The organism is Synechocystis sp. IPPAS B-1465, assembly GCF_003015225.1.
Classification (GTDB): domain Bacteria; phylum Cyanobacteriota; class Cyanobacteriia; order Cyanobacteriales; family Microcystaceae; genus Synechocystis.
This window is the reverse complement of the sequence record NZ_CP028094.1, coordinates 1,898,375-1,915,978: the sequence shown is the minus strand read 5'-3', so window position 1 is coordinate 1,915,978 and position 17,604 is coordinate 1,898,375. Positions and strand designations below refer to the sequence as shown.

The window sequence follows — 17,604 nt, the reverse complement described above, 5'->3', positions numbered from 1 at the left end:
CCATGGCAACATTGCAACAACAAAAAATCCGTATCCGCCTCAAAGCCTTTGACCGTCGCCTCCTCGATACATCCTGCGACAAAATTGTTGATACCGCTAATCGTACTAATGCCGCCGCTGTGGGGCCGATTCCTTTGCCCACCAAACGGAAAATTTATTGTGTGTTGCGCTCTCCCCACGTGGATAAGGATTCCCGGGAACATTTTGAAACCCGCACCCACCGCCGCATTATCGACATTTATCAGCCTTCTTCCAAGACCATTGACGCTCTGATGAAGTTGGATCTCCCTGCCGGGGTTGATATCGAAGTCAAGCTATAGAATTTGACATTCTTATTTTTAGAGTCAAATTGTCCTCGCTAGTAAAATGGTGAGGATTTTTTATTTGTTTAATGGCGAAACTTGCTGGTCTAGGTTGTAGTCTGAACATCTAGAATTTGCTCTATTTTTATGGGAAGTTCTTTGGCTGAGGGAGGCCAGTAATTAGTGGACAAATTACTCAAAATTGCCCAGCTTATCGATCAATTCACCGCTTGGATTGGGAAATTTACCGCATGGTTAGTATTGGCAATGGTACTAACTGGCGGCTGGAATGTGGTGGGGCGCTACCTCGGCCGCTTAGTAGGCCAGAACTTGGCCTCCAATGGTTTGCTAGAAGCCCAATGGTATTTGTTTGATCTAGTTTTTCTTCTCGGTGCTGCCTACACCCTGCAAACCAATGACCATGTGCGGGTGGATATTTTTTACAAATCCCTTGGCGATCGCCAGCGGGCTTGGGTGAATTTATTGGGTACCTGTTTATTTTTATTCCCGTTTTGTGGGCTAGTGATTTTTTATTCTTGGGAATCGGTGATCAATTCCTGGCACATTTGGGAAACTTCGCCGGATCCGGGAGGATTACCCCGTTATCCCATTAAAACCATGATTATTGTCGGTTTTGTCCTACTTATTTTCCAAGGCATTGCGGAAGTAATTAAAAATCTGGCGATCGCCCTTGGTCATGTTGATACGGAGGCTAGGGGTTAATGGTGGACTACGATTGGTTAGGGCCAATGATGTTTGTGGGGGCATTGGTCTTCCTGGGCTGTGGCTATCCCGTTGCCTTTTCCCTGGGGGGAGTGGCGATTTTATTTGCCATCATCGGCGCGGCTTTAGGTTCCTTTGACCCCATATTCTTGTCCGCCATGCCCCAAAGGATTTTTGGCATTATGGCCAATGGTACTCTGCTGGCTATTCCCTTTTTCATCTTTTTGGGATCCATGCTGGAGCGGTCTGGCATTGCTGAGCAACTATTAGAAACCATGGGTATTATCCTGGGGCATTTGCGGGGAGGACTAGCCCTGGCGGTGATCCTAGTGGGTACTATGCTGGCGGCAACCACCGGAGTTGTGGCGGCCACCGTTGTGGCCATGGGTTTAATTTCCCTACCCATTATGTTGCGCTATGGCTACAGCAAAGAGTTAGCATCCGGTGTCATTGTCGCCTCTGGCACCCTGGGACAAATCATTCCTCCTAGCGTAGTTTTGATCGTTTTAGCTGATCAATTGGGAGTTTCCGTGGGGGACTTATTTATCGGCTCCCTCCTTCCAGGACTAATGATGGCCGGCAGTTTTGCCCTTTATGTCTTGATAATTGCCTGGTTAAAACCGGACTTAGCCCCGGCTTTACCGGCCGAAGTTAGGAACATTGGCGGCCAGGAATTACGCAGACGTATAGTGCAGGTGATGTTGCCCCCGTTAGTTTTAATTCTGTTGGTGCTGGGGAGTATTTTCTTCGGCATTGCTAGTCCCACCGAAGCAGGGGCCGTGGGTTCCATCGGGGCGATCGCCTTGGCCCATTTTAATCAACGTCTGAACTGGAAAGCCCTCTGGGAAGTCTGTGACGCCACCCTACGCATTACCAGCATGGTGATGCTAATCCTATTGGGGTCAACTGCGTTTAGCTTAGTGTTCCGGGGGCTGGAAGGCGATCGATTTATGTTTGATCTTTTGGCTAATTTACCCGGTGGCCAAATTGGCTTTTTAGCCATTAGTATGATCACCATTTTCATCCTGGGATTTTTCATTGACTTTTTTGAAATTGCCTTTATTGTTCTGCCTCTGTTTAAGCCTGTGGCAGAGGCACTAAACCTTGATTTAATTTGGTACGGTGTCATTGTGGGAGCCAATTTACAAACCTCCTTCCTCACACCGCCCTTTGGTTTTGCCCTCTTTTACTTACGGGGAGTGGCACCAGCTAGCTTGACCACTGGACAAATTTATCGGGGAGCTGTGCCCTTCATTGGCTTGCAAGTTTTAGTGTTGTTGTTAATTATTATTTTCCCTGCTCTGATTAATTGGTTACCTTCTTTAAGTGTTCAATAAAGTAATTAATTTTCTACCTATGGGGAAATTTTTCTGCTTTTTTACTTATACTACTCTTTCCATGCGTAGCCTAATTGTCGCTAGCTGTTTACTATTTTTAATTCCGGGTTTAACTGTCAGTGCGACGGCCCAAACCATGGTCTTGGAAACCAACGGGATAGCTATGACTAGCCGAGAAGTCAGCCTAGAAGCCATTCGGCAACGGGGTAAATTAAGGGTGGGAGTGAAGGATAACTTACGACCTTTGGGTTTTCGGGATGGACAGGGGGAATTAACTGGTTTAGAAATTGCTTTGGCCCGTCGTTTAGCTTTGGCTTTGCTGGGGGATGAAACGGCGGTGGAGTTGGTTCCGGTACAGAATCAGGACCGGCTTCCCCTATTACTCAATGGTGACGTGGATTTAATCATTGCCCAAATGGGCCAAAATCCTGCTCGCGATCGCCTGGTGGATTTTTCCCCGCCCTACTATATGGACGGAGTTGGTTTAATTAGCAAAAACAGCTCCCTGAAAAACATAGACCGCAACCAGGCTCACACCATTGCGGTGCTTAATAACAGCGGCACCATTCCCGTTATCAAACAAGCATTTCCCCAAGCTACCCTTGTGGGGGTAGATTCCTACGACCAAGCCTATCAAATTCTAGAACAGGGCCAAGCCATGGCCTTTGCTGGGGACAATTCCGTGCTGAGCGGCTGGGCCCAATCCCAATCCGATTACTATCATTTACCTTTGCAATTAACAGTTAACCCCTTAGCGATCGCCATGGCCAAAGGATTGCAACATCAGGCTCTCCAACGGGAAGTTAACCAAACCCTACTGCAATTGCGGGCTTCTGGTTGGCTCCGGCAACAATGGCAAGCCTGGGGCCTGCCCTTCTAAGAAATGCAGAAAATTTCACCCCAGTCAACAATACTTAACAAAGGTTTACAATTGCCTTGGCTTTTGTTAAGGTGTAGTTGTCAAAGTTGGTTTACCTAGAGAAATCAAACATGCAATCCTCACAGACCTGGGCGATGTCCTCCGCAGACACAGCTACCAAAGAAACCAACTGGCTCTCTCTGCTGTTCTTTTTGATGGGGGCCATGAATGCCTACATGTTTTTCCGTCGCCAACGGGATTGGTTGAATCAGCAGGGACTGCGTCTGATTAAAGTTGCCCTGGCATCCTTCGGCTGTGCCGCTCTCCTGGAAGCATTAATCTTTTAGGGGTGATTCTTCCGCCGGTGGTACTTTTGATTGACTATTATCAATCAACTGTTTAATTATTGCAGTGCATTTCAGCTAAATGACATAGGCGGCCTGCAGGCCCCCAAAGCAACTAATATTTAGTCCCTGGCGCCCCTGGTGGACGTTATGACTGCGATGATTGTGATGGTTTCCCAGTCCTAATATCCCTTCGCGAAACATGGACTGGTCGGCGATCGCCTCTTCCCAATTAACGCCTTCCACCACGGCATCGTGCCAAACTACCTGGGTTAGGTTGGCCCCCATCAGATCAGCCCCGGTCAGGTCCACTCCAGTGAGATTTGCTCCGGTTAAATCTGCCCCCCGGAGGTTAGCGCCCCGCAAACTGGAGTGACTAAGGTTTGTGTCCCGCAGGCAACTGCCGGTTAATTTCGCCCCATCCATGGCTAAACCGTGGAGACTGAGAGCACTTAAATCCATTTCCTTCATAAAAGCCCGGCGCAAATCCGTTGCCCACAACCTAGCATCGCGCAAATTAGCCAGACTAAGGCAAGCTTCCTGTAAATTAGCCCAGGAAAAATCGGCTTTCTGGAAATTGGCTTCCCGTAAATTGGCAGCAAACAGATTAGCTCCGGTCAGATTAGTCTGCTCCAGATTAGCTCCCCGGAGATTGGCATGGGCTAGGGTTGCCCCGCTCAGCTTAGCTCCTTTGAAATTAGTTTTAACTGCAAAAGCCCCGTAGAGACTGGCTTTGGTCAGATCGGCATGGCTTAAATCTGCTTGGTTGAGTTTGGCATAGGTCAAATCTGCCCAGTTCATTTGGCAGTGCCCCAGGCGGGCTTTGGTCAAAAAGGTGCGCTGCAAATTACTACCAATCAGGTTCGTGCGCTCAAAATCGACAGAAATCAGAGTGAATCCCGATAGGTCAGCATTTTGTAAATTTTCCCGAGGAAAGCGGCGCACACCGTGTTCGTAGGCCCGCAGGAGAGGATTGATGTTCATAGACAAGGAAACTCCATGTCGAGAATATTTACTGTTGTCTCTCTTTGGCCACTGGGTTTGGGCGGCGGCAATTTTGATCAATGAAAGCACAGCAGTGACGTTGAATAGATATTTGCCCAGAAAAATCCTTCCGTCTGTAATGGATTTTACCTAAAACAAACTATTTGGACACACTTTTTTGCCGGGCTGACACAATTCTTAATTGTTTATTAAGAATAAAATTGTCTATGTCTTAAGATAGAGAGTGGAGTCCATAACCTTTGCTGTATAAAGATTTTTTCTAAATATTTTTCAAGAAAAATTGATTATTTATGCCAGCAAGCTATTAACTTTTTGTAGTTAAGCTATAAACTCATTAACAAATAATTTTAATAAGTTTTATGAATTTTTCCCCCGGCCATAATCGCCACAAAGCTATTGCCCAGACCAATCTGGAGCATTAATACCGGAGCTATGACAATGAATATCTCCGGAGGCAAAAGATGATAAAACTTTACAAAAAGCTGAGGGTGCCAGCGTCCCCATCCAATTCCGCTTTGCTACCCACGGGCAAAATGGCATTGACGCCGCCATGACCAAACGGTAAATCCGCCACCACTGGTATGCCCAAATCCCCCAGGCGATCGCCAAGGACTTCTTCCACTGTCCAACTGGGGAATCCGGCGGGAGCTTCACATTCACTGAACCGCCCCAGGGCAATGCCAGCTACCTGGGATAAATTGCCGGAGGCTCGCCATTGGGTCACCATGCGGTCAATGCGATAGGGGGATTCGGTCACATCTTCGATCGCCAAAATTACGTTTTCAAAATCTGGTTGCCATTCTGTTCCTAAAAAATGGGTAGCAACGGTTAAATTACCTGCCACTAAACGCCCTCGGGCCATTCCTTTCTGCCAACTGTTCCCGGTCAATGGTGCAAGGGGAAGACCCTGAAGATGCCCACGCAACCGTTCCAGGGCCCAATCCGGCTCATCGCTGAGGGTAGTCAACACAGGGCCGTGGAGGCTGATAATACCTGATTTGAGCAAACTCCATAAAATCCCTGTGACATCGGAAAAACCCAACACCCATTTTGGTTGGCTAATTGCCGGCCATTGCCAATCTTCCAGCAACCGGGCGGAGCCGTAGCCCCCCCGACTACATAAAATTCCTTTACACTGGGGGTCTAACCAAGCGTGGAGTAAATCTTGCCTACGTTGTTGATCTGTTCCCGCTAGGTAGCCGAAGCGATTGTGGTAACCTTGGCTGAAAATTACCTCGTAGCCCCACGATCGCCAAATATCCACCCCTTTTTGCAAGTCCGCCAATTCCCGCAGACTACCGCTGGGGGACACCACAGTGAGGCGATCGCCTGGTTGGAGAGGGAGAGGTTGAAGAAAATTTTTGGGCAGGGAAGACATTGGTTGGGCACTGTTTACAAGGTTTACCAGGGCTGGATCTAACCATGCTGGGCTAGATATTCAGCCAAATCTTCAATGAGTCTGGGCAATTCCGCTTCCGTGGTCAAACGAATCCGGTCATCCCGTAGTGTGAGCAATACCTTAGCCGCAAAGGGGCTGGGGTAAATATTTGGGTTGCAAAATACTTCTAAAAAGACTTCTCCACTGTGGCAATATTCCAAATTCTGTTGCTTCTCCGGTCGGCCTCCCTGGTTAACCTGAGCACCAATGGCCTTTAATTGATTGACCAATTGGTTGATCTCCCCCTGGAGGGTGATCGCCGCTTCGGCACTAAAGGGAAAACGAACAGAACCTTGGAGTAAGTTGAGGGTTAGGGGAGCTGTCATTACAAAAATGGGGCTGGGAAATTGGATATTTAATCAATGGAGCCAGAAAAGACAAACCTGGGTCTCCACCATCAATTCCAGATTACTGTGCCAAATGGCAATTAAAGTAGAACCTCTTTCAAGCATCCTCTCTTACCATGGGGTCATAACATTAATATTTCCGCCCGAGGGGGAAGGTTATTATGTGCCAAAACTGCGGTTGTAGTGCGGTGGGAACCGTTGCCCATAGCCACCATCACCATGGCGATGGAAATTTTGCCCACAGCCATGATGACCATGACCAGCAAGAACATCATCACCACCATGGCAACTACAGCAAAAGTCCAAGTCAGCAGACTGTGACCATTGAACCCGATCGCCAGTCCATTGCCATTGGCCAAGGCATTCTCAGCAAGAATGACCGCCTAGCGGAAAGGAATCGGGGCTATTTCCAGGCTAAGGGCTTACTGGTGATGAATTTCCTCTCTTCTCCCGGAGCCGGTAAAACTGCTCTGATCGAAAAAATGGTCGGCGATCGACAAAAAGACCATCCCACCGCCGTCATTGTGGGGGATTTAGCCACCGATAACGATGCCCAACGTCTCCGCAGTGCCGGGGCGATCGCCATTCAGGTCACCACAGGAAATATTTGCCATCTGGAAGCGGAAATGGTGGCCAAGGCGGCCCAAAAGTTAGATTTAGACAATATCGATCAATTGATCATTGAAAATGTTGGTAATTTGGTTTGCCCCACCACCTATGATCTAGGGGAAGATTTACGGGTCGTATTATTTTCCGTCACAGAAGGGGAGGATAAACCCCTTAAATATCCCGCCACCTTCAAATCAGCCCAGGTTATTTTAGTCACCAAACAGGACATTGCCGCCGCAGTGGATTTTGATGCAGAGCTGGCTTGGCAAAACCTACGGCAAGTGGCCCCCCAAGCCCAAATTTTTGCAGTGTCTGCCCGCACGGGGAAAGGATTGCAGTCCTGGTATGAGTATTTGGATCAATGGCAACTCCAACACTATTCGCCGTTGGTTGATCCAGCATTGGCCTAAGAGTTGAAGGAAAAAGATTATGGCAGTGACGTCTCCATGGTTCCGGGCAGTGGTCAGTGCGGCCCAAATGCAGGAGATTGAAAATTGGCTATTCACCCAGGGTATGCCAGTGGCGGCCTTGATGGAAAAAGCGGCTCTACAGACCGCCCAGAGATTGCTAACGCTCTATCCCCTCAGCACATATCCCCGCATCGGGGTGGTGGTGGGCCCGGGCCATAACGGTGGCGATGGTTTAGTGGTGGCGAGGGAACTAAAGCTCCAGGGCTACCAGGTTCAGGTTTTACAGCCCTTGGACAAGTTAAAACCCCTGACCCAAAACCACGTTGACTACGGCAAAAGTTTGGGCATCCCTTGGGTGGATGGGGTCCAGGCTTTGGCCCATTGCGATCTGATTATTGATGCCTTGTTCGGCGTTGGTTTAACTAGACTTATCACCGGAGCAATCGCCGACCTAATCACAACTATCAACAATCTACCTATCCCCGTGGTCAGTATCGATCTACCTTCAGGTATTGAGACAGATACGGGGGAAATTTTAGGTGTAGCAGTGGAGGCAGACCGGAGTTTTTGTCTTGGTCTTTGGAAACGAGCTTACTTTCAGGACAGGGCTTTGGCCCACCTAGGTCAGACGGAGTTATTGGGCATCGGCTTACCCCCCCAGGCGATCGCCAATGTTTTAGGAGAAGTTTGGCCAGTGCAAGTCCTTGGAGCTGACCAAGCTCAACAAACATTGCCCCTCAGTCGCCCGTTAGTGACCCACAAGTATCAACAGGGCCACCTATTACTGATCTGCGGTTCTCAACAGTATGCCGGGGGAGCGTTGCTAACCACTCTGGGGGCCAGGGCCAGTGGGGTGGGGATGGTGACAGTGGCGGTGCCCATGGGGATTAAGGCCTTGCTCCACAGTCAATGTCCCGAAGTTTTGGTGAAAGGTCTTTTGGAAACTCCCTCCGGGGCGATCGCCGGTTTGGGCAATTTGGACCTATCCCGTTACAGTGCTGTGGCCCTTGGACCAGGGTTAGGCTCGGACGTGGGCCCCCTGGTGGAAGAAGTTTTGTCGGTTAATTGTCCCCTGATTTTGGATGCCGATGGTCTCAACCAATTGGCTCAGCAACAATTACTACCCCTATTGGCAGTACGGACAGCCCCCACCGTGTTAACTCCCCATGGAGGTGAATTTAAAAGACTTTTTCCCGACATTGACCAAGGCGATCGCCTCACTGCAGTGCAAACAGCGGCGGCCATGTGTCAGGCCACAGTGCTGCTCAAAGGGGCTAAAACGGTCATTGCTAGTCCAACGGGCCCCACCTGGGCAATCAAAGATAGTACTCCAGCCCTAGCCCGAGGAGGCAGTGGGGATGTCCTCACGGGATTAATGGGGGGTATCTTGGCCCAGCCAGAAAAATTTGACCTTGCCCAAAGGGTGGCAACAGCAGCCTGGTGGCATGCCCAAGCCGGTATTTTAGCGTCTCAACAAAGAACAATTCTGGGGGTAGACGCCCAACATTTAGCAGAGTATTTAATTCCGGCCTGTCGCCAGTGGCTTGGTCCCAATGTCGCTAACTGGCCCGCTAATTTGTCCCATTCAAGTTGATTTTGGCAAAAAATCCCCTCTAAGCGAGCTTGGGACTGGGTTAGCCTAGTTCAGTTGACTTCTGGGCGAATGTCGGTAAGCTAAACTAAGATTAATTCCGGGGAAAATTGTTCCTGGGGAGTAGCTAATTTTAATCATCTGAGTCTGCAAGGTTACAAATTCCATTTCCTGGCGTGAGGAAGTTCTTACACCGTGTCATCCACTAGCACCCTAAAACCGTCTTCCACCAAGGTCAAAGCCAAAGCCCAGCCTAATTTTTTCCAGCGGGTATTGTGCACCACCGGCACCACTTTTCTGGGGGTGGGTCTAGTTTCTACCGCTGTGGTGGCAGGAGGGGTGGCTGGCTTGGCCTTTAGTTTTCGTAATCTACCCGATGTGCGGGGTCTAACTTCCTACGTGCCCGCCCAAACCAGTTATATCTACGATGCCAAAGGACGGGAATTGCTCAGCCTCCACGGGGAAGAACATCGCAAAATTGTGCCCCTGGCGGAAATTTCTCCCAACCTAAAACGTGCCGTACTGGCGATCGAAGACAGCAATTTTTATAAACACCAAGGCATCAACCCCAACAGCATTGGGCGGGCCCTGTTAGTCAACTTTAAAAGTGGTGGAGTAAGCGAAGGGGCTTCTACCCTTAGCATGCAGTTGGTAAAAAATATTTATCTGAGCCAAAAAAGAGTTTTTACCCGCAAATTGGCCGAAGCGGTTTTGGCGATTAGAGTCGAACAGGTATTCGACAAAGACCAAATTTTGGACATGTACCTCAACTATATCTACTGGGGCCATAATAACTACGGTATCCAAACGGCGGCTGAGAGCTACTTTAAAAAATCCGCTGCTGATCTAGATTTGGCCGAATCGGCTATGTTGGCTGGCATGATCCAAGCCCCGGAGGCCTATAGCCCTTTCAACAACTTTACTGCGGCTAAGGAACGCCAGGAAGTCGTACTAGACCGCATGGTCAGTATTGGTTGGATTACCCCTGCCGAGGCCGAGGCAGCAAAAAAAGAACCCCTCCAGAACAAGTTGGGTCAACCCACTGCTTGGCAAAACAGCAAATTGCCCTACGTTACCGATGCAGTTATTGCTGAACTGGAAACTAGATTCGGGAAAGAAGCCTTGGCCCAGGGCGGTTTGAGAGTACAAAGTACCGTTGACTACGACACCCAAAAGCTGGCGGAAAAAACTGTCAAGTCCGCCTATAGCGGTTTGCGGGGACGCATGGGAAGGGCAAAGGATTTACAGATTGCCCTAGTGGCGGTGGAGCCGGAAACCCATTTCATCAAAGCCATGGCCGGGGGAGTGGACTACAACAAAAGCCAACTTAATCGGGTCACCATTTCCCGTCGTCAGCCGGGTTCGGCCTTTAAACCCTTTGTTTATTACAGTGCCTTTGCCAGTGGAAAATACACCCCCGATTCCTCCATTGAAGACCGTCCCATCAGTTTGAGAGACGGAGCAGGTTTCTATTCTCCCAAAAACTATGGCGGCGGTTTTTCCGGCTCTATGTCCATTCGCCAGGCAGTGGCCAGTTCTGCCAATATTCCAGCGGTGTTGATTGGTAGTCGTGTTGGCCTTAATAAGGTGATTGAGGATGCTAAGCAGATGGGCATTAAAACACCATTGCAATCTGTTCTTTCCTTGCCCCTGGGGTCGGTGGATGTGACTCCATTGGATATGGCCGTAGGTTATGCCACCCTAGCTAGCAATGGCTGGTATTCTGAGCCCACCGCAATTTTGCGGGTTACCAATGTGCGGGGAGATGTCCTGCTAGACAATACTCCCAAGCCCCAACAAGTGTTAGATCCCTGGGCTGCGGCTAGTACTTCTTCAGTGCTCACTTCCGTTGTCCAGGGAGGGACAGGTAAATCGGCCTACCTAGGGCGTCCCACTGCTGGCAAAACTGGCACCACAGACAATGAGCGCAACGTTTGGTTTGTGGGTTATGTGCCCCAATTGGCCACCGCCGTCTGGATTGGAGATGATGCTAACCGTTCTCTGGGTAAGGGGATTTCAGGAGGGGGTTATGCCGCTCCCATTTGGCGCTCTTTTATGAGTCAGGCCATCAAAAATATGCCAGTGGAAAACTTCCCCTCTCCTTCCCAATTCCCCCGTCCCAAGCCGGAAAAACAGCAAAAATCCTAGGCTTTGATCCGATCGCCGCTGGGGGTTAGTGAGGGAGAAAAGTGCCCGTTGGACGGCGGGAGTATGGCAGAATGGGAGGAAGCCAATCTGCCGGAAATTCATGACTGCCACTGCTGTTAAAACCGATTACGAAGCGATTATTGGGCTAGAAACCCACTGTCAGCTCAACACAGCTAGTAAGATTTTTTGTAATTGCTCCACTGATTTTGACAGTCCCCCCAACACCAATGTCTGTCCGGTGTGTTTGGGTTATCCGGGGGTTCTGCCAGTGCTCAATGAAGAAGTGTTGGCGGCGGCGGTTAAACTTGGCTTAGCCATCAATGGCCAGATTGCCCCCTACAGTAAGTTTGACCGCAAGCAGTATTTTTATCCGGATTTACCTAAGAACTATCAAATTTCCCAGTTTGATTTGCCCATTGTGGAGCATGGCTCCTTGGAAATTGAGTTGGTGGATAAAAAAACTAAAGAGATTACCCGCAAAACCATTGGCATCACTCGTTTACATATGGAGGAAGATGCGGGCAAATTAGTCCATGCGGGGAGCGATCGCCTGGCGGGGTCAACCCATTCCCTGGTGGATTTCAATCGCACTGGGGTACCTTTACTAGAAATTGTTTCGGAGCCGGATTTACGCACGGGGCAGGAAGCGGCGGAGTATGCCCAGTCTTTACGCCAACTGGTGCGTTACCTAGGCATTAGCGACGGCAATATGCAAGAAGGTTCCCTCCGTTGTGATGTAAATATTTCTGTGCGTCCGGTGGGGCAAAAGGAATTTGGCACCAAGGTGGAGATCAAAAACATGAACTCCTTTAGCGCCATCCAAAAGGCGATCGAGTATGAGATTGAAAGGCAAATTAAGGCCATCGCCGACGGGGAGGAGATTTACCAAGAAACCCGCCTCTGGGAGGAAGGCAGTCAGCGCACCATCAGCATGCGAAAAAAGGAAGGCTCCAGCGATTATCGCTATTTTCCTGAACCGGACTTGCCCCCCTTAGAAGTGTCCGAGCAACAGAAACAAACTTGGTTTGCAACCTTGCCGGAACTCCCCAGTGCCAAACGGGCCCGCTATGAACAGAAACTGGGTTTATCTGCCTATGATGCCCGGGTATTGACCGAAGACCGGGATGTGGCGCTCTATTTTGAGGAAGCGGTGAATGCCGGAGCTGACCCGAAAGCAGTGGCCAATTGGGTTACCCAGGACATTGCCGCCTACCTCAACAACAACCGTTTGACCATCAGCGGGCTGGCCCTGAAACCGTCGGCCCTGGCGGAGTTAATTGATCTAATTACCAAAGGCACCATTAGCGGCAAAATTGCCAAAGATATTCTGCCGGAGTTGCTGGAAAAAGGTGGCTCTCCCCAGAAAATTATTGAAGCTAGGGGCTTGGTGCAAATTTCTGACCCCGACGAGTTGACTGCCATCATCCAAGCTGTCATTGCTGACCATCCCAAGGAGTTGGAAAAATTCCGCAGTGGTAAGGGCAATATGCAGGGTTTCTTTGTCGGTCAAGTCATGAAACGTACTGGCGGCAAGGCAGATCCAAAGTTGACTAATCAATTAATTGGTAAACTCCTGGCCCAAGCTTAAGGTTTCCCCGGCTAACTAATGGCATTTGGGCATTGCTTCCCATGGCTTGATGTTGCACTGTTGGGGAGCATTGTTGCCTTGGTTATTTGGAAAAATCAACTCGTTTATAAAGCTCTGCAAGTTTGATTTTTATAGTCATTTCAATTAACGATGAGAGAATTTAATGTAAAATTATGGAGTGTACAAAATGAACAGGTTTAAACAATGGCTTACAGTTTAGATTTAAGGCAAAGGGTAGTAGCTTATATAGAAGCTGGAGGAAAAATAACTGAGGCTTCCAAGATATATAAAATAGGAAAAGCCTCGATATACAGATGGTTAAATAGAGTAGATTTAAGCCCAACAAAAGTAGAGCGTCGCCATAGGAAATTAGACTGGGAAGCTCTAAAAAAAGACGTAGAAGAAAATCCCGATGCAAGATTGATAGACAGAGCCAAGAAATTTGGAGTGAGGCCGAGTGCCGTATATTACGCATTAAAGAAAATGAAAATAAACAGAAAAAAAAAGAACTACGTTATCGAGAAAGAAACCGGGAGGAACGAGTTAAGTACTATAGAATGTTAAGAGAACTAATTAAGCTCTATGGTAGTCAAGCTATAGTTTACATAGATGAATCTGGATTCGAAGCAATCCAGGCTTGTATTTATGCCTGGTCAAAAAAAGGAAAAAAAGTTTATGGAGATAGACAAGGAAAAAGGGGAGTCAGAGAAAATCTAGTAGCAGGGAGAAGAAAAGGAAAAAAAGATTTGATTGCGCCGATGGTTTTTACCGGGAGTTTGAATGCAGAAGGCTTTGAAGGATGGTTAAAATTATATTTGCTACCCTCCCTCGACATTCCATCAATATTAATAATGGATAATGCTCCTATTCATCGTAAAACTGCCATTAAAGAATTGGCTAAAGAAGCAGGTCATGAAGTTCTTTTTTTGCCGAAATATTCTCCTGATTTAAATGATATTGAGCATGACTTTAGTGCCTTGAAACGAGCTAGAATGTACGCTCCTATTGACACGTCTCTTGATGAAATTATCCGTTCTTACTGTGGCGTTTAGCGTCTCAGCTTTATTTGAAACTACTATAAATCTAAATTTTGCCTAAAATAGTTAAAATCAATCATTTTTATCAAGATTTTGACAACGGATTCAGACAATACAAAATATTTGCAGATAAGCTCAGCAAATCTTATTAACCTCTCCTAATTTTACAGAGAAGTTAAGATAAAATTTGCTCCCCATTGTCCATGAAGTAGTCAATTTAGGGAGCAGAATAAGACTAGGCAAATAACACATTAAAGCTGGCCAAAACCTTTTTTCTTCTTTTTCTTTTTCGGCTTACCGCCACCACCTCTGTAACCTCGAAAACCTGGGCCTGGTTGACCGCCAAACATACCTCCCCCCATGCCTGGCATTGCTCCCATCCCTGGCATACCTCCAGGCATTCCTCCCATGCCCATTTGCTGCATCATGGTCCGCATCTTGGTGAAATTGGTGATTAGCTTAGACACATCGGTTTCACTATGACCCGATCCTTGGGCTATGCGACGACGCCGACTGGGGGATTTAGCTAATAAATCGGGATTCTTCCTTTCCTCCGTGGTCATGGAACTAATCATGGCTTCGGTGCGCTTGAGTTCCTTTTCCCCTTTTTCGATGTCGCCACTGCTGAGCTTATTCATGCCGGGAATCATTTTCAGCAGACCCCCTAGGGAACCCATATTCTTCATAAAGCGCATTTGCTTAATGAAGTCATCAAAATCGAAGGTGGCTTCGAGAATCTTGTTCTGTAACTTCTCCACGTCCCCGACATCGATCGCCTCTTGGGCTTTTTCCACCAGGGTCAGCACATCCCCCATGTTTAAAATCCGACTGGCTAGGCGATCGGGATAGAAAGGTTGCAGGGCCTCCACTTTTTCCCCCACCCCGACAAATTTGATCGGCTGGCCGGAAATTTGCCGCACCGATAGGGCTGCACCGCCCCTAGTATCCCCATCTAACTTGGTAAGAATTGCTCCGGTAATACCAATTTGCTCGTGGAAAGTATGGGTTAAATTGGCCGCCTCTTGCCCCGTCATGGCATCTACTACCAGTAGAGTATCGTCAGGTTTAACAACCTGTTTAATTTCGGCCAACTCCGCCATCATTTGGGGATCAATCTGCAAACGACCGGCGGTATCGATTAAGACCGTATCGACTCCCAATTCCTTGGCTTTTTCCACCCCTTGGCGGGCAATTTCCACCGGGTTGGCATCACTGCCCAGGTCAAATACAGGCACATCAATCTGTTGCCCCAGAGTTTTTAGTTGGTCAATGGCGGCGGGGCGATAAACGTCCGTGGCCACCATCAGGGCACTGCGTTTTTGTTTGCGGAGATAGAGGGCTAATTTGGCCGTGGCGGTGGTTTTCCCGGTCCCCTGCAAGCCGGCCATAAGAATGACGGTGGGAGCTTGCTCTGCTTGAGCTAGGGGCACGTTGCTTTCCCCCATCAGGTTTACCAGTTCGTCGTAAACAATTTTGATGAACTGTTGCCCTGGGTTAACCCCACTGATCACATCCGCACCGAGGGCTTTTTGCTCTACGTCTTTGATGAAACCCTTGACCACCTGGAGATTCACGTCCGCCGCCAACAGGGCTCTCCTGACTTCCTGAAGCGCCTCTTTAATATTGCTTTCACTAATTTTGTCCTGACCCCGGAGCTTCTTCCAGGCATCTTCAAGGCGATCGGCTAAGGCATCAAACATAGACTTTTAACGGCGGGACGGAACTTTAACTATTTGTAACCAATTCAACTGTAGCAAAGGGTTGCCCTGGCCAGAGAATCTGATCGGTCCCATCCCCTAACCATGGGCGGACCCAGGCCTCTCCTCCCCAATGGCGATCGCCGTGTAATTTGGTTTAGATACCCACCTCAACAATCCAGTAATGACCTTGCTGATCACTCGAAGGAGAGAAACCAATAATGGACAACAAAACTCTGGTTGAAAAAAGGGTAAATTACACCCTTAGTTTAAATGGTCGGTTAATTATTATTGAAAACGTCCCAGCACGGGTTAATGAAGAAACTGGAGAGCAGTTTTTTTCGCCAGCAACGGTAGAGTGTTTACAACAGACTGTTCTAGACAATCAGGAGCCGGATCATTTTATTCAAATTCCGGTTTATAGTTATTCAGAAAATCAAATCATTCCTAATAATTACGAAAATGGATAATTCAGAGCAATGGTACACAAGAGAAGAAAGAGAATTATTGCATAAAGCTCGCTATTTCTCAGGTTCCCATAATTATTTTTTTGAGTTAAAGGTAGCCAAAAATGGCTCAAAATATATTGTTATCGATCAACGCAAGAAGGTTGGAGACAAGTTTGTGGGATCAAAAATAAGAATTTTTGAAGATGAGATGTTGGAGTTTGAGCGTGTATTACATCAACTTATAAGTATCGCTTCTGGACAAATGCATGTTTCTGCTGATAACTTGTCTCAATCAAGCTCTATAGAAGTAGAATCCAAAGACCTTTCGTGGGAAAATAATTCAGATATCTGCCCTAACTTTTTTCCGATATTAGCTACTACTAATAACTGGCAAGAGTTTGAAAAATATACCTTTTTATTATTAAAGTCACTAGGAATTGTAACTATCAAAAGTTTCCTTGGAGAAAAACAAGCTGGTAAGGCGGATGGATTTTTTCGGACTACTAATCTTTCAGTCATTTATGACTGTACCTTGGCAAAGGGAGACATTGAAACTCTTAAAAGTCAACAAATCATTAATTACTGTAGTCAATTGAAGCAAGGCAGAATAGAGTTTTCAGATAGAATAGTTGAAGAATTTCATGAAGATCATAAGCAAGTTTGGATAATTAGTCGTCAACACTCTCGAAAAATTCAAGCAATTAATTCTATAGAAGTTAAATTGATTTCCATCCAAGATTTAATGAATCTATATGCAACTAGATTGACATCTAACTCCTCATATGAGTCTTTAGATTTGCAACTAAGAAATATTTAGCATTTAAGAGTAATTGCTTGCATACTAGGCTGAGTTTAACACTTCTGTTTCTGGATCTAAGGTTAACTGTATATTTTTTTCAGAGTCATCAATAATTTGAACTTGTAAATCTTGGTAAAACTCTTCCTGAGCCAAAGATACTTTCGACTGGGAACTTAATAATAGTAATGCCCAAAATACGCCAACTTTATCTTTTTTATCCGGCAATTTATCTGGATCTAAATGATGATGCCAACAGTGGAGTAATGTATCCAAATCTACCCAGGAACGATGGGGTAAATCAGGCAAAATTTCCGGCAGACGGGTTTGTAAAAATTGTTCCAATTGGCTGGCTAACTCAGTTAAATTTTCCTGGTGGGCTAATTCGGTAATGATTTGTAGTGCTTCCCGCCGGGATTGGGGACGGGCCCGTTTCACCCGCTTGGGTTTTTGTTCGCTTTTTTCGATTTCAACGGCGATCGCCTCGATCTGATCAATTAATTCCGCCAGGGTAACCCGACGACGTTGTAGGGGCGGGACAGCAGTGCGGCGACGCAGACGATTTTCTAAATCCCTTGGTAACCGGGCAATTAGACCATCGGGCCATTCTTCTAGCTCAGCTTCAGGTAAAACTTCTTCTGGTTCCTGCTCCAAATTGTGGAGACTGTCAGCTTTGTAGCGCACCAACATGGAGGCCCAAAGAAAAGCCTGGCCAGAACGGGGTAAATTTTGCTGTTGAAAATTCAGGTCGAGGCTGTTGAGAATGCCCAGATCCTGCAAAAAGCGATCAATTACATCGATCACCGACACGTCCCAGGGGTTAATCTCCCCTTGGTGGGCCATTTCGATCAGGGTATCAATGGCATGACTCGCCGCAGATGGTGTCATAATTCCTTATGTTAACTGCCCGCTGTGAAGATCACC

18 protein-coding genes are annotated in these 17,604 nt (G+C 47.5%); 13 read left to right on the top strand and 5 right to left on the bottom strand.

What is annotated here, in order from left to right; all coding sequences use genetic code 11:
• Positions 1-2 precede the first annotated feature (2 nt).
• From rpsJ to C7I86_RS09090, 5 genes are all read left to right on the top strand, one after another.
• Positions 3-320, top strand: coding sequence for a 30S ribosomal protein S10 (rpsJ, locus tag C7I86_RS09110; protein WP_010872940.1), 318 nt, complete (start codon positions 3-5; stop codon positions 318-320).
• Between the two features lie 165 nt (positions 321-485).
• Entirely contained in the window at positions 486-1,025 is a 540-nt protein-coding gene (locus C7I86_RS09105) for a TRAP transporter small permease subunit (protein ID WP_010872939.1), read from the top strand.
• On the top strand, positions 1,025-2,362 hold the full coding sequence (locus C7I86_RS09100) for a TRAP transporter large permease subunit (protein WP_010872938.1): 1,338 nt from the start codon (positions 1,025-1,027) through the stop codon (positions 2,360-2,362). The genes C7I86_RS09105 and C7I86_RS09100 overlap by 1 nt, the downstream gene beginning before the upstream one ends.
• Before the next feature lie 61 nt (positions 2,363-2,423).
• The gene (locus C7I86_RS09095) at positions 2,424-3,242 is read left to right on the top strand and encodes a transporter substrate-binding domain-containing protein (protein ID WP_020862325.1); all 819 of its coding nucleotides are present in this window, start codon (positions 2,424-2,426) and stop codon (positions 3,240-3,242) included.
• 134 nt (positions 3,243-3,376) lie between these two features.
• Positions 3,377-3,568 carry a hypothetical protein gene (locus tag C7I86_RS09090; RefSeq protein WP_223211267.1) on the top strand — a complete coding sequence of 64 codons (192 nt, stop codon included), beginning with the start codon at positions 3,377-3,379 and terminating at the stop codon, positions 3,566-3,568.
• Positions 3,569-3,643: 75 nt separating this feature from the next.
• Here C7I86_RS09090 and C7I86_RS09085 read toward each other — a convergent pair whose 3' ends face one another.
• The 3 genes from C7I86_RS09085 to C7I86_RS09075 all read right to left on the bottom strand — a co-directional run bounded on the left by C7I86_RS09085 (position 3,644) and on the right by C7I86_RS09075 (position 6,334).
• Positions 3,644-4,639 (bottom strand): pentapeptide repeat-containing protein, encoded by a 996-nt coding sequence (locus C7I86_RS09085; protein WP_010872935.1) that lies wholly within the window; start codon positions 4,637-4,639, stop codon positions 3,644-3,646.
• A gap of 403 nt (positions 4,640-5,042) precedes the next feature.
• A complete protein-coding gene (locus C7I86_RS09080; RefSeq protein WP_010872934.1) occupies positions 5,043-5,948 on the bottom strand; it encodes an LD-carboxypeptidase in 906 nt (301 codons plus the stop codon).
• A gap of 38 nt (positions 5,949-5,986) precedes the next feature.
• Positions 5,987-6,334 carry a hypothetical protein gene (locus C7I86_RS09075; RefSeq protein ID WP_010872933.1) on the bottom strand — a complete coding sequence of 116 codons (348 nt, stop codon included), beginning with the start codon at positions 6,332-6,334 and terminating at the stop codon, positions 5,987-5,989.
• Between the two features lie 182 nt (positions 6,335-6,516).
• Here C7I86_RS09075 and hypB point away from each other — a divergent pair, with 182 nt between their 5' ends.
• From hypB to C7I86_RS09050, 6 genes are all read left to right on the top strand, one after another.
• Positions 6,517-7,374, top strand: a complete 858-nt coding sequence (hypB, locus tag C7I86_RS09070) for a hydrogenase nickel incorporation protein HypB (RefSeq protein WP_010872932.1) — start codon at positions 6,517-6,519, stop codon at positions 7,372-7,374.
• 19 nt (positions 7,375-7,393) lie between these two features.
• Complete coding sequence (locus tag C7I86_RS09065; RefSeq protein ID WP_010872931.1) at positions 7,394-8,968, top strand: NAD(P)H-hydrate dehydratase; 1,575 nt, start codon at positions 7,394-7,396, stop codon at positions 8,966-8,968.
• A gap of 192 nt (positions 8,969-9,160) precedes the next feature.
• On the top strand, positions 9,161-11,113 hold the full coding sequence (locus C7I86_RS09060; RefSeq protein WP_010872930.1) for a transglycosylase domain-containing protein: 1,953 nt from the start codon (positions 9,161-9,163) through the stop codon (positions 11,111-11,113).
• A gap of 100 nt (positions 11,114-11,213) precedes the next feature.
• Positions 11,214-12,701 (top strand): Asp-tRNA(Asn)/Glu-tRNA(Gln) amidotransferase subunit GatB, encoded by a 1,488-nt coding sequence (gatB, locus tag C7I86_RS09055; protein WP_014407113.1) that lies wholly within the window; start codon positions 11,214-11,216, stop codon positions 12,699-12,701.
• A gap of 204 nt (positions 12,702-12,905) precedes the next feature.
• Entirely contained in the window at positions 12,906-13,265 is a 360-nt protein-coding gene (locus tag C7I86_RS19155; RefSeq protein ID WP_010871315.1) for an IS630 transposase-related protein, read from the top strand.
• Positions 13,166-13,753 carry a transposase gene (locus tag C7I86_RS09050; protein WP_308417040.1) on the top strand — a complete coding sequence of 196 codons (588 nt, stop codon included), beginning with the start codon at positions 13,166-13,168 and terminating at the stop codon, positions 13,751-13,753. The genes C7I86_RS19155 and C7I86_RS09050 overlap by 100 nt, the downstream gene beginning before the upstream one ends.
• Positions 13,754-13,989: 236 nt before the next feature.
• Here C7I86_RS09050 and ffh read toward each other — a convergent pair whose 3' ends face one another.
• On the bottom strand, positions 13,990-15,438 hold the full coding sequence (ffh, locus tag C7I86_RS09045) for a signal recognition particle protein (RefSeq protein ID WP_010872928.1): 1,449 nt from the start codon (positions 15,436-15,438) through the stop codon (positions 13,990-13,992).
• Positions 15,439-15,656: 218 nt separating this feature from the next.
• Between ffh and C7I86_RS09040 the strand changes: the two genes are divergently transcribed.
• Together C7I86_RS09040 and C7I86_RS09035 are read left to right on the top strand one after the other, a co-directional pair.
• A complete protein-coding gene (locus tag C7I86_RS09040) occupies positions 15,657-15,905 on the top strand; it encodes a YgiT-type zinc finger protein (protein ID WP_020862330.1) in 249 nt (82 codons plus the stop codon).
• A complete protein-coding gene (locus tag C7I86_RS09035; protein WP_010872927.1) occupies positions 15,898-16,701 on the top strand; it encodes a hypothetical protein in 804 nt (267 codons plus the stop codon). The genes C7I86_RS09040 and C7I86_RS09035 overlap by 8 nt, the downstream gene beginning before the upstream one ends.
• A 24-nt stretch (positions 16,702-16,725) precedes the next feature.
• Here C7I86_RS09035 and C7I86_RS09030 read toward each other — a convergent pair whose 3' ends face one another.
• Positions 16,726-17,568, bottom strand: coding sequence for a segregation/condensation protein A (locus tag C7I86_RS09030; RefSeq protein ID WP_010872926.1), 843 nt, complete (start codon positions 17,566-17,568; stop codon positions 16,726-16,728).
• Positions 17,569-17,604 lie beyond the last annotated feature (36 nt).

Bases quoted from the DNA above. Each gene is read 5' to 3' on its own strand.
- C7I86_RS09035 (WP_010872927.1), top strand. From the start codon at position 15,898: ATGGATAATTCAGAGCAATGGTACACAAGAGAAGAAAGAGAATTATTG.
- C7I86_RS09065 (WP_010872931.1), top strand. From the start codon at position 7,394: ATGGCAGTGACGTCTCCATGGTTCCGGGCAGTGGTCAGTGCGGCCCAA.
- C7I86_RS09080 (WP_010872934.1), bottom strand. From the start codon at position 5,948: ATGTCTTCCCTGCCCAAAAATTTTCTTCAACCTCTCCCTCTCCAACCA.
- C7I86_RS09090 (WP_223211267.1), top strand. From the start codon at position 3,377: ATGTCCTCCGCAGACACAGCTACCAAAGAAACCAACTGGCTCTCTCTG.
- C7I86_RS19155 (WP_010871315.1), top strand. From the start codon at position 12,906: ATGGCTTACAGTTTAGATTTAAGGCAAAGGGTAGTAGCTTATATAGAA.
- C7I86_RS09095 (WP_020862325.1), top strand. From the start codon at position 2,424: ATGCGTAGCCTAATTGTCGCTAGCTGTTTACTATTTTTAATTCCGGGT.
- C7I86_RS09100 (WP_010872938.1), top strand. From the start codon at position 1,025: ATGGTGGACTACGATTGGTTAGGGCCAATGATGTTTGTGGGGGCATTG.
- C7I86_RS09040 (WP_020862330.1), top strand. From the start codon at position 15,657: ATGGACAACAAAACTCTGGTTGAAAAAAGGGTAAATTACACCCTTAGT.
- rpsJ (WP_010872940.1), top strand. From the start codon at position 3: ATGGCAACATTGCAACAACAAAAAATCCGTATCCGCCTCAAAGCCTTT.
- gatB (WP_014407113.1), top strand. From the start codon at position 11,214: ATGACTGCCACTGCTGTTAAAACCGATTACGAAGCGATTATTGGGCTA.
- C7I86_RS09030 (WP_010872926.1), bottom strand. From the start codon at position 17,568: ATGACACCATCTGCGGCGAGTCATGCCATTGATACCCTGATCGAAATG.
- hypB (WP_010872932.1), top strand. From the start codon at position 6,517: ATGTGCCAAAACTGCGGTTGTAGTGCGGTGGGAACCGTTGCCCATAGC.
- C7I86_RS09075 (WP_010872933.1), bottom strand. From the start codon at position 6,334: ATGACAGCTCCCCTAACCCTCAACTTACTCCAAGGTTCTGTTCGTTTT.
- ffh (WP_010872928.1), bottom strand. From the start codon at position 15,438: ATGTTTGATGCCTTAGCCGATCGCCTTGAAGATGCCTGGAAGAAGCTC.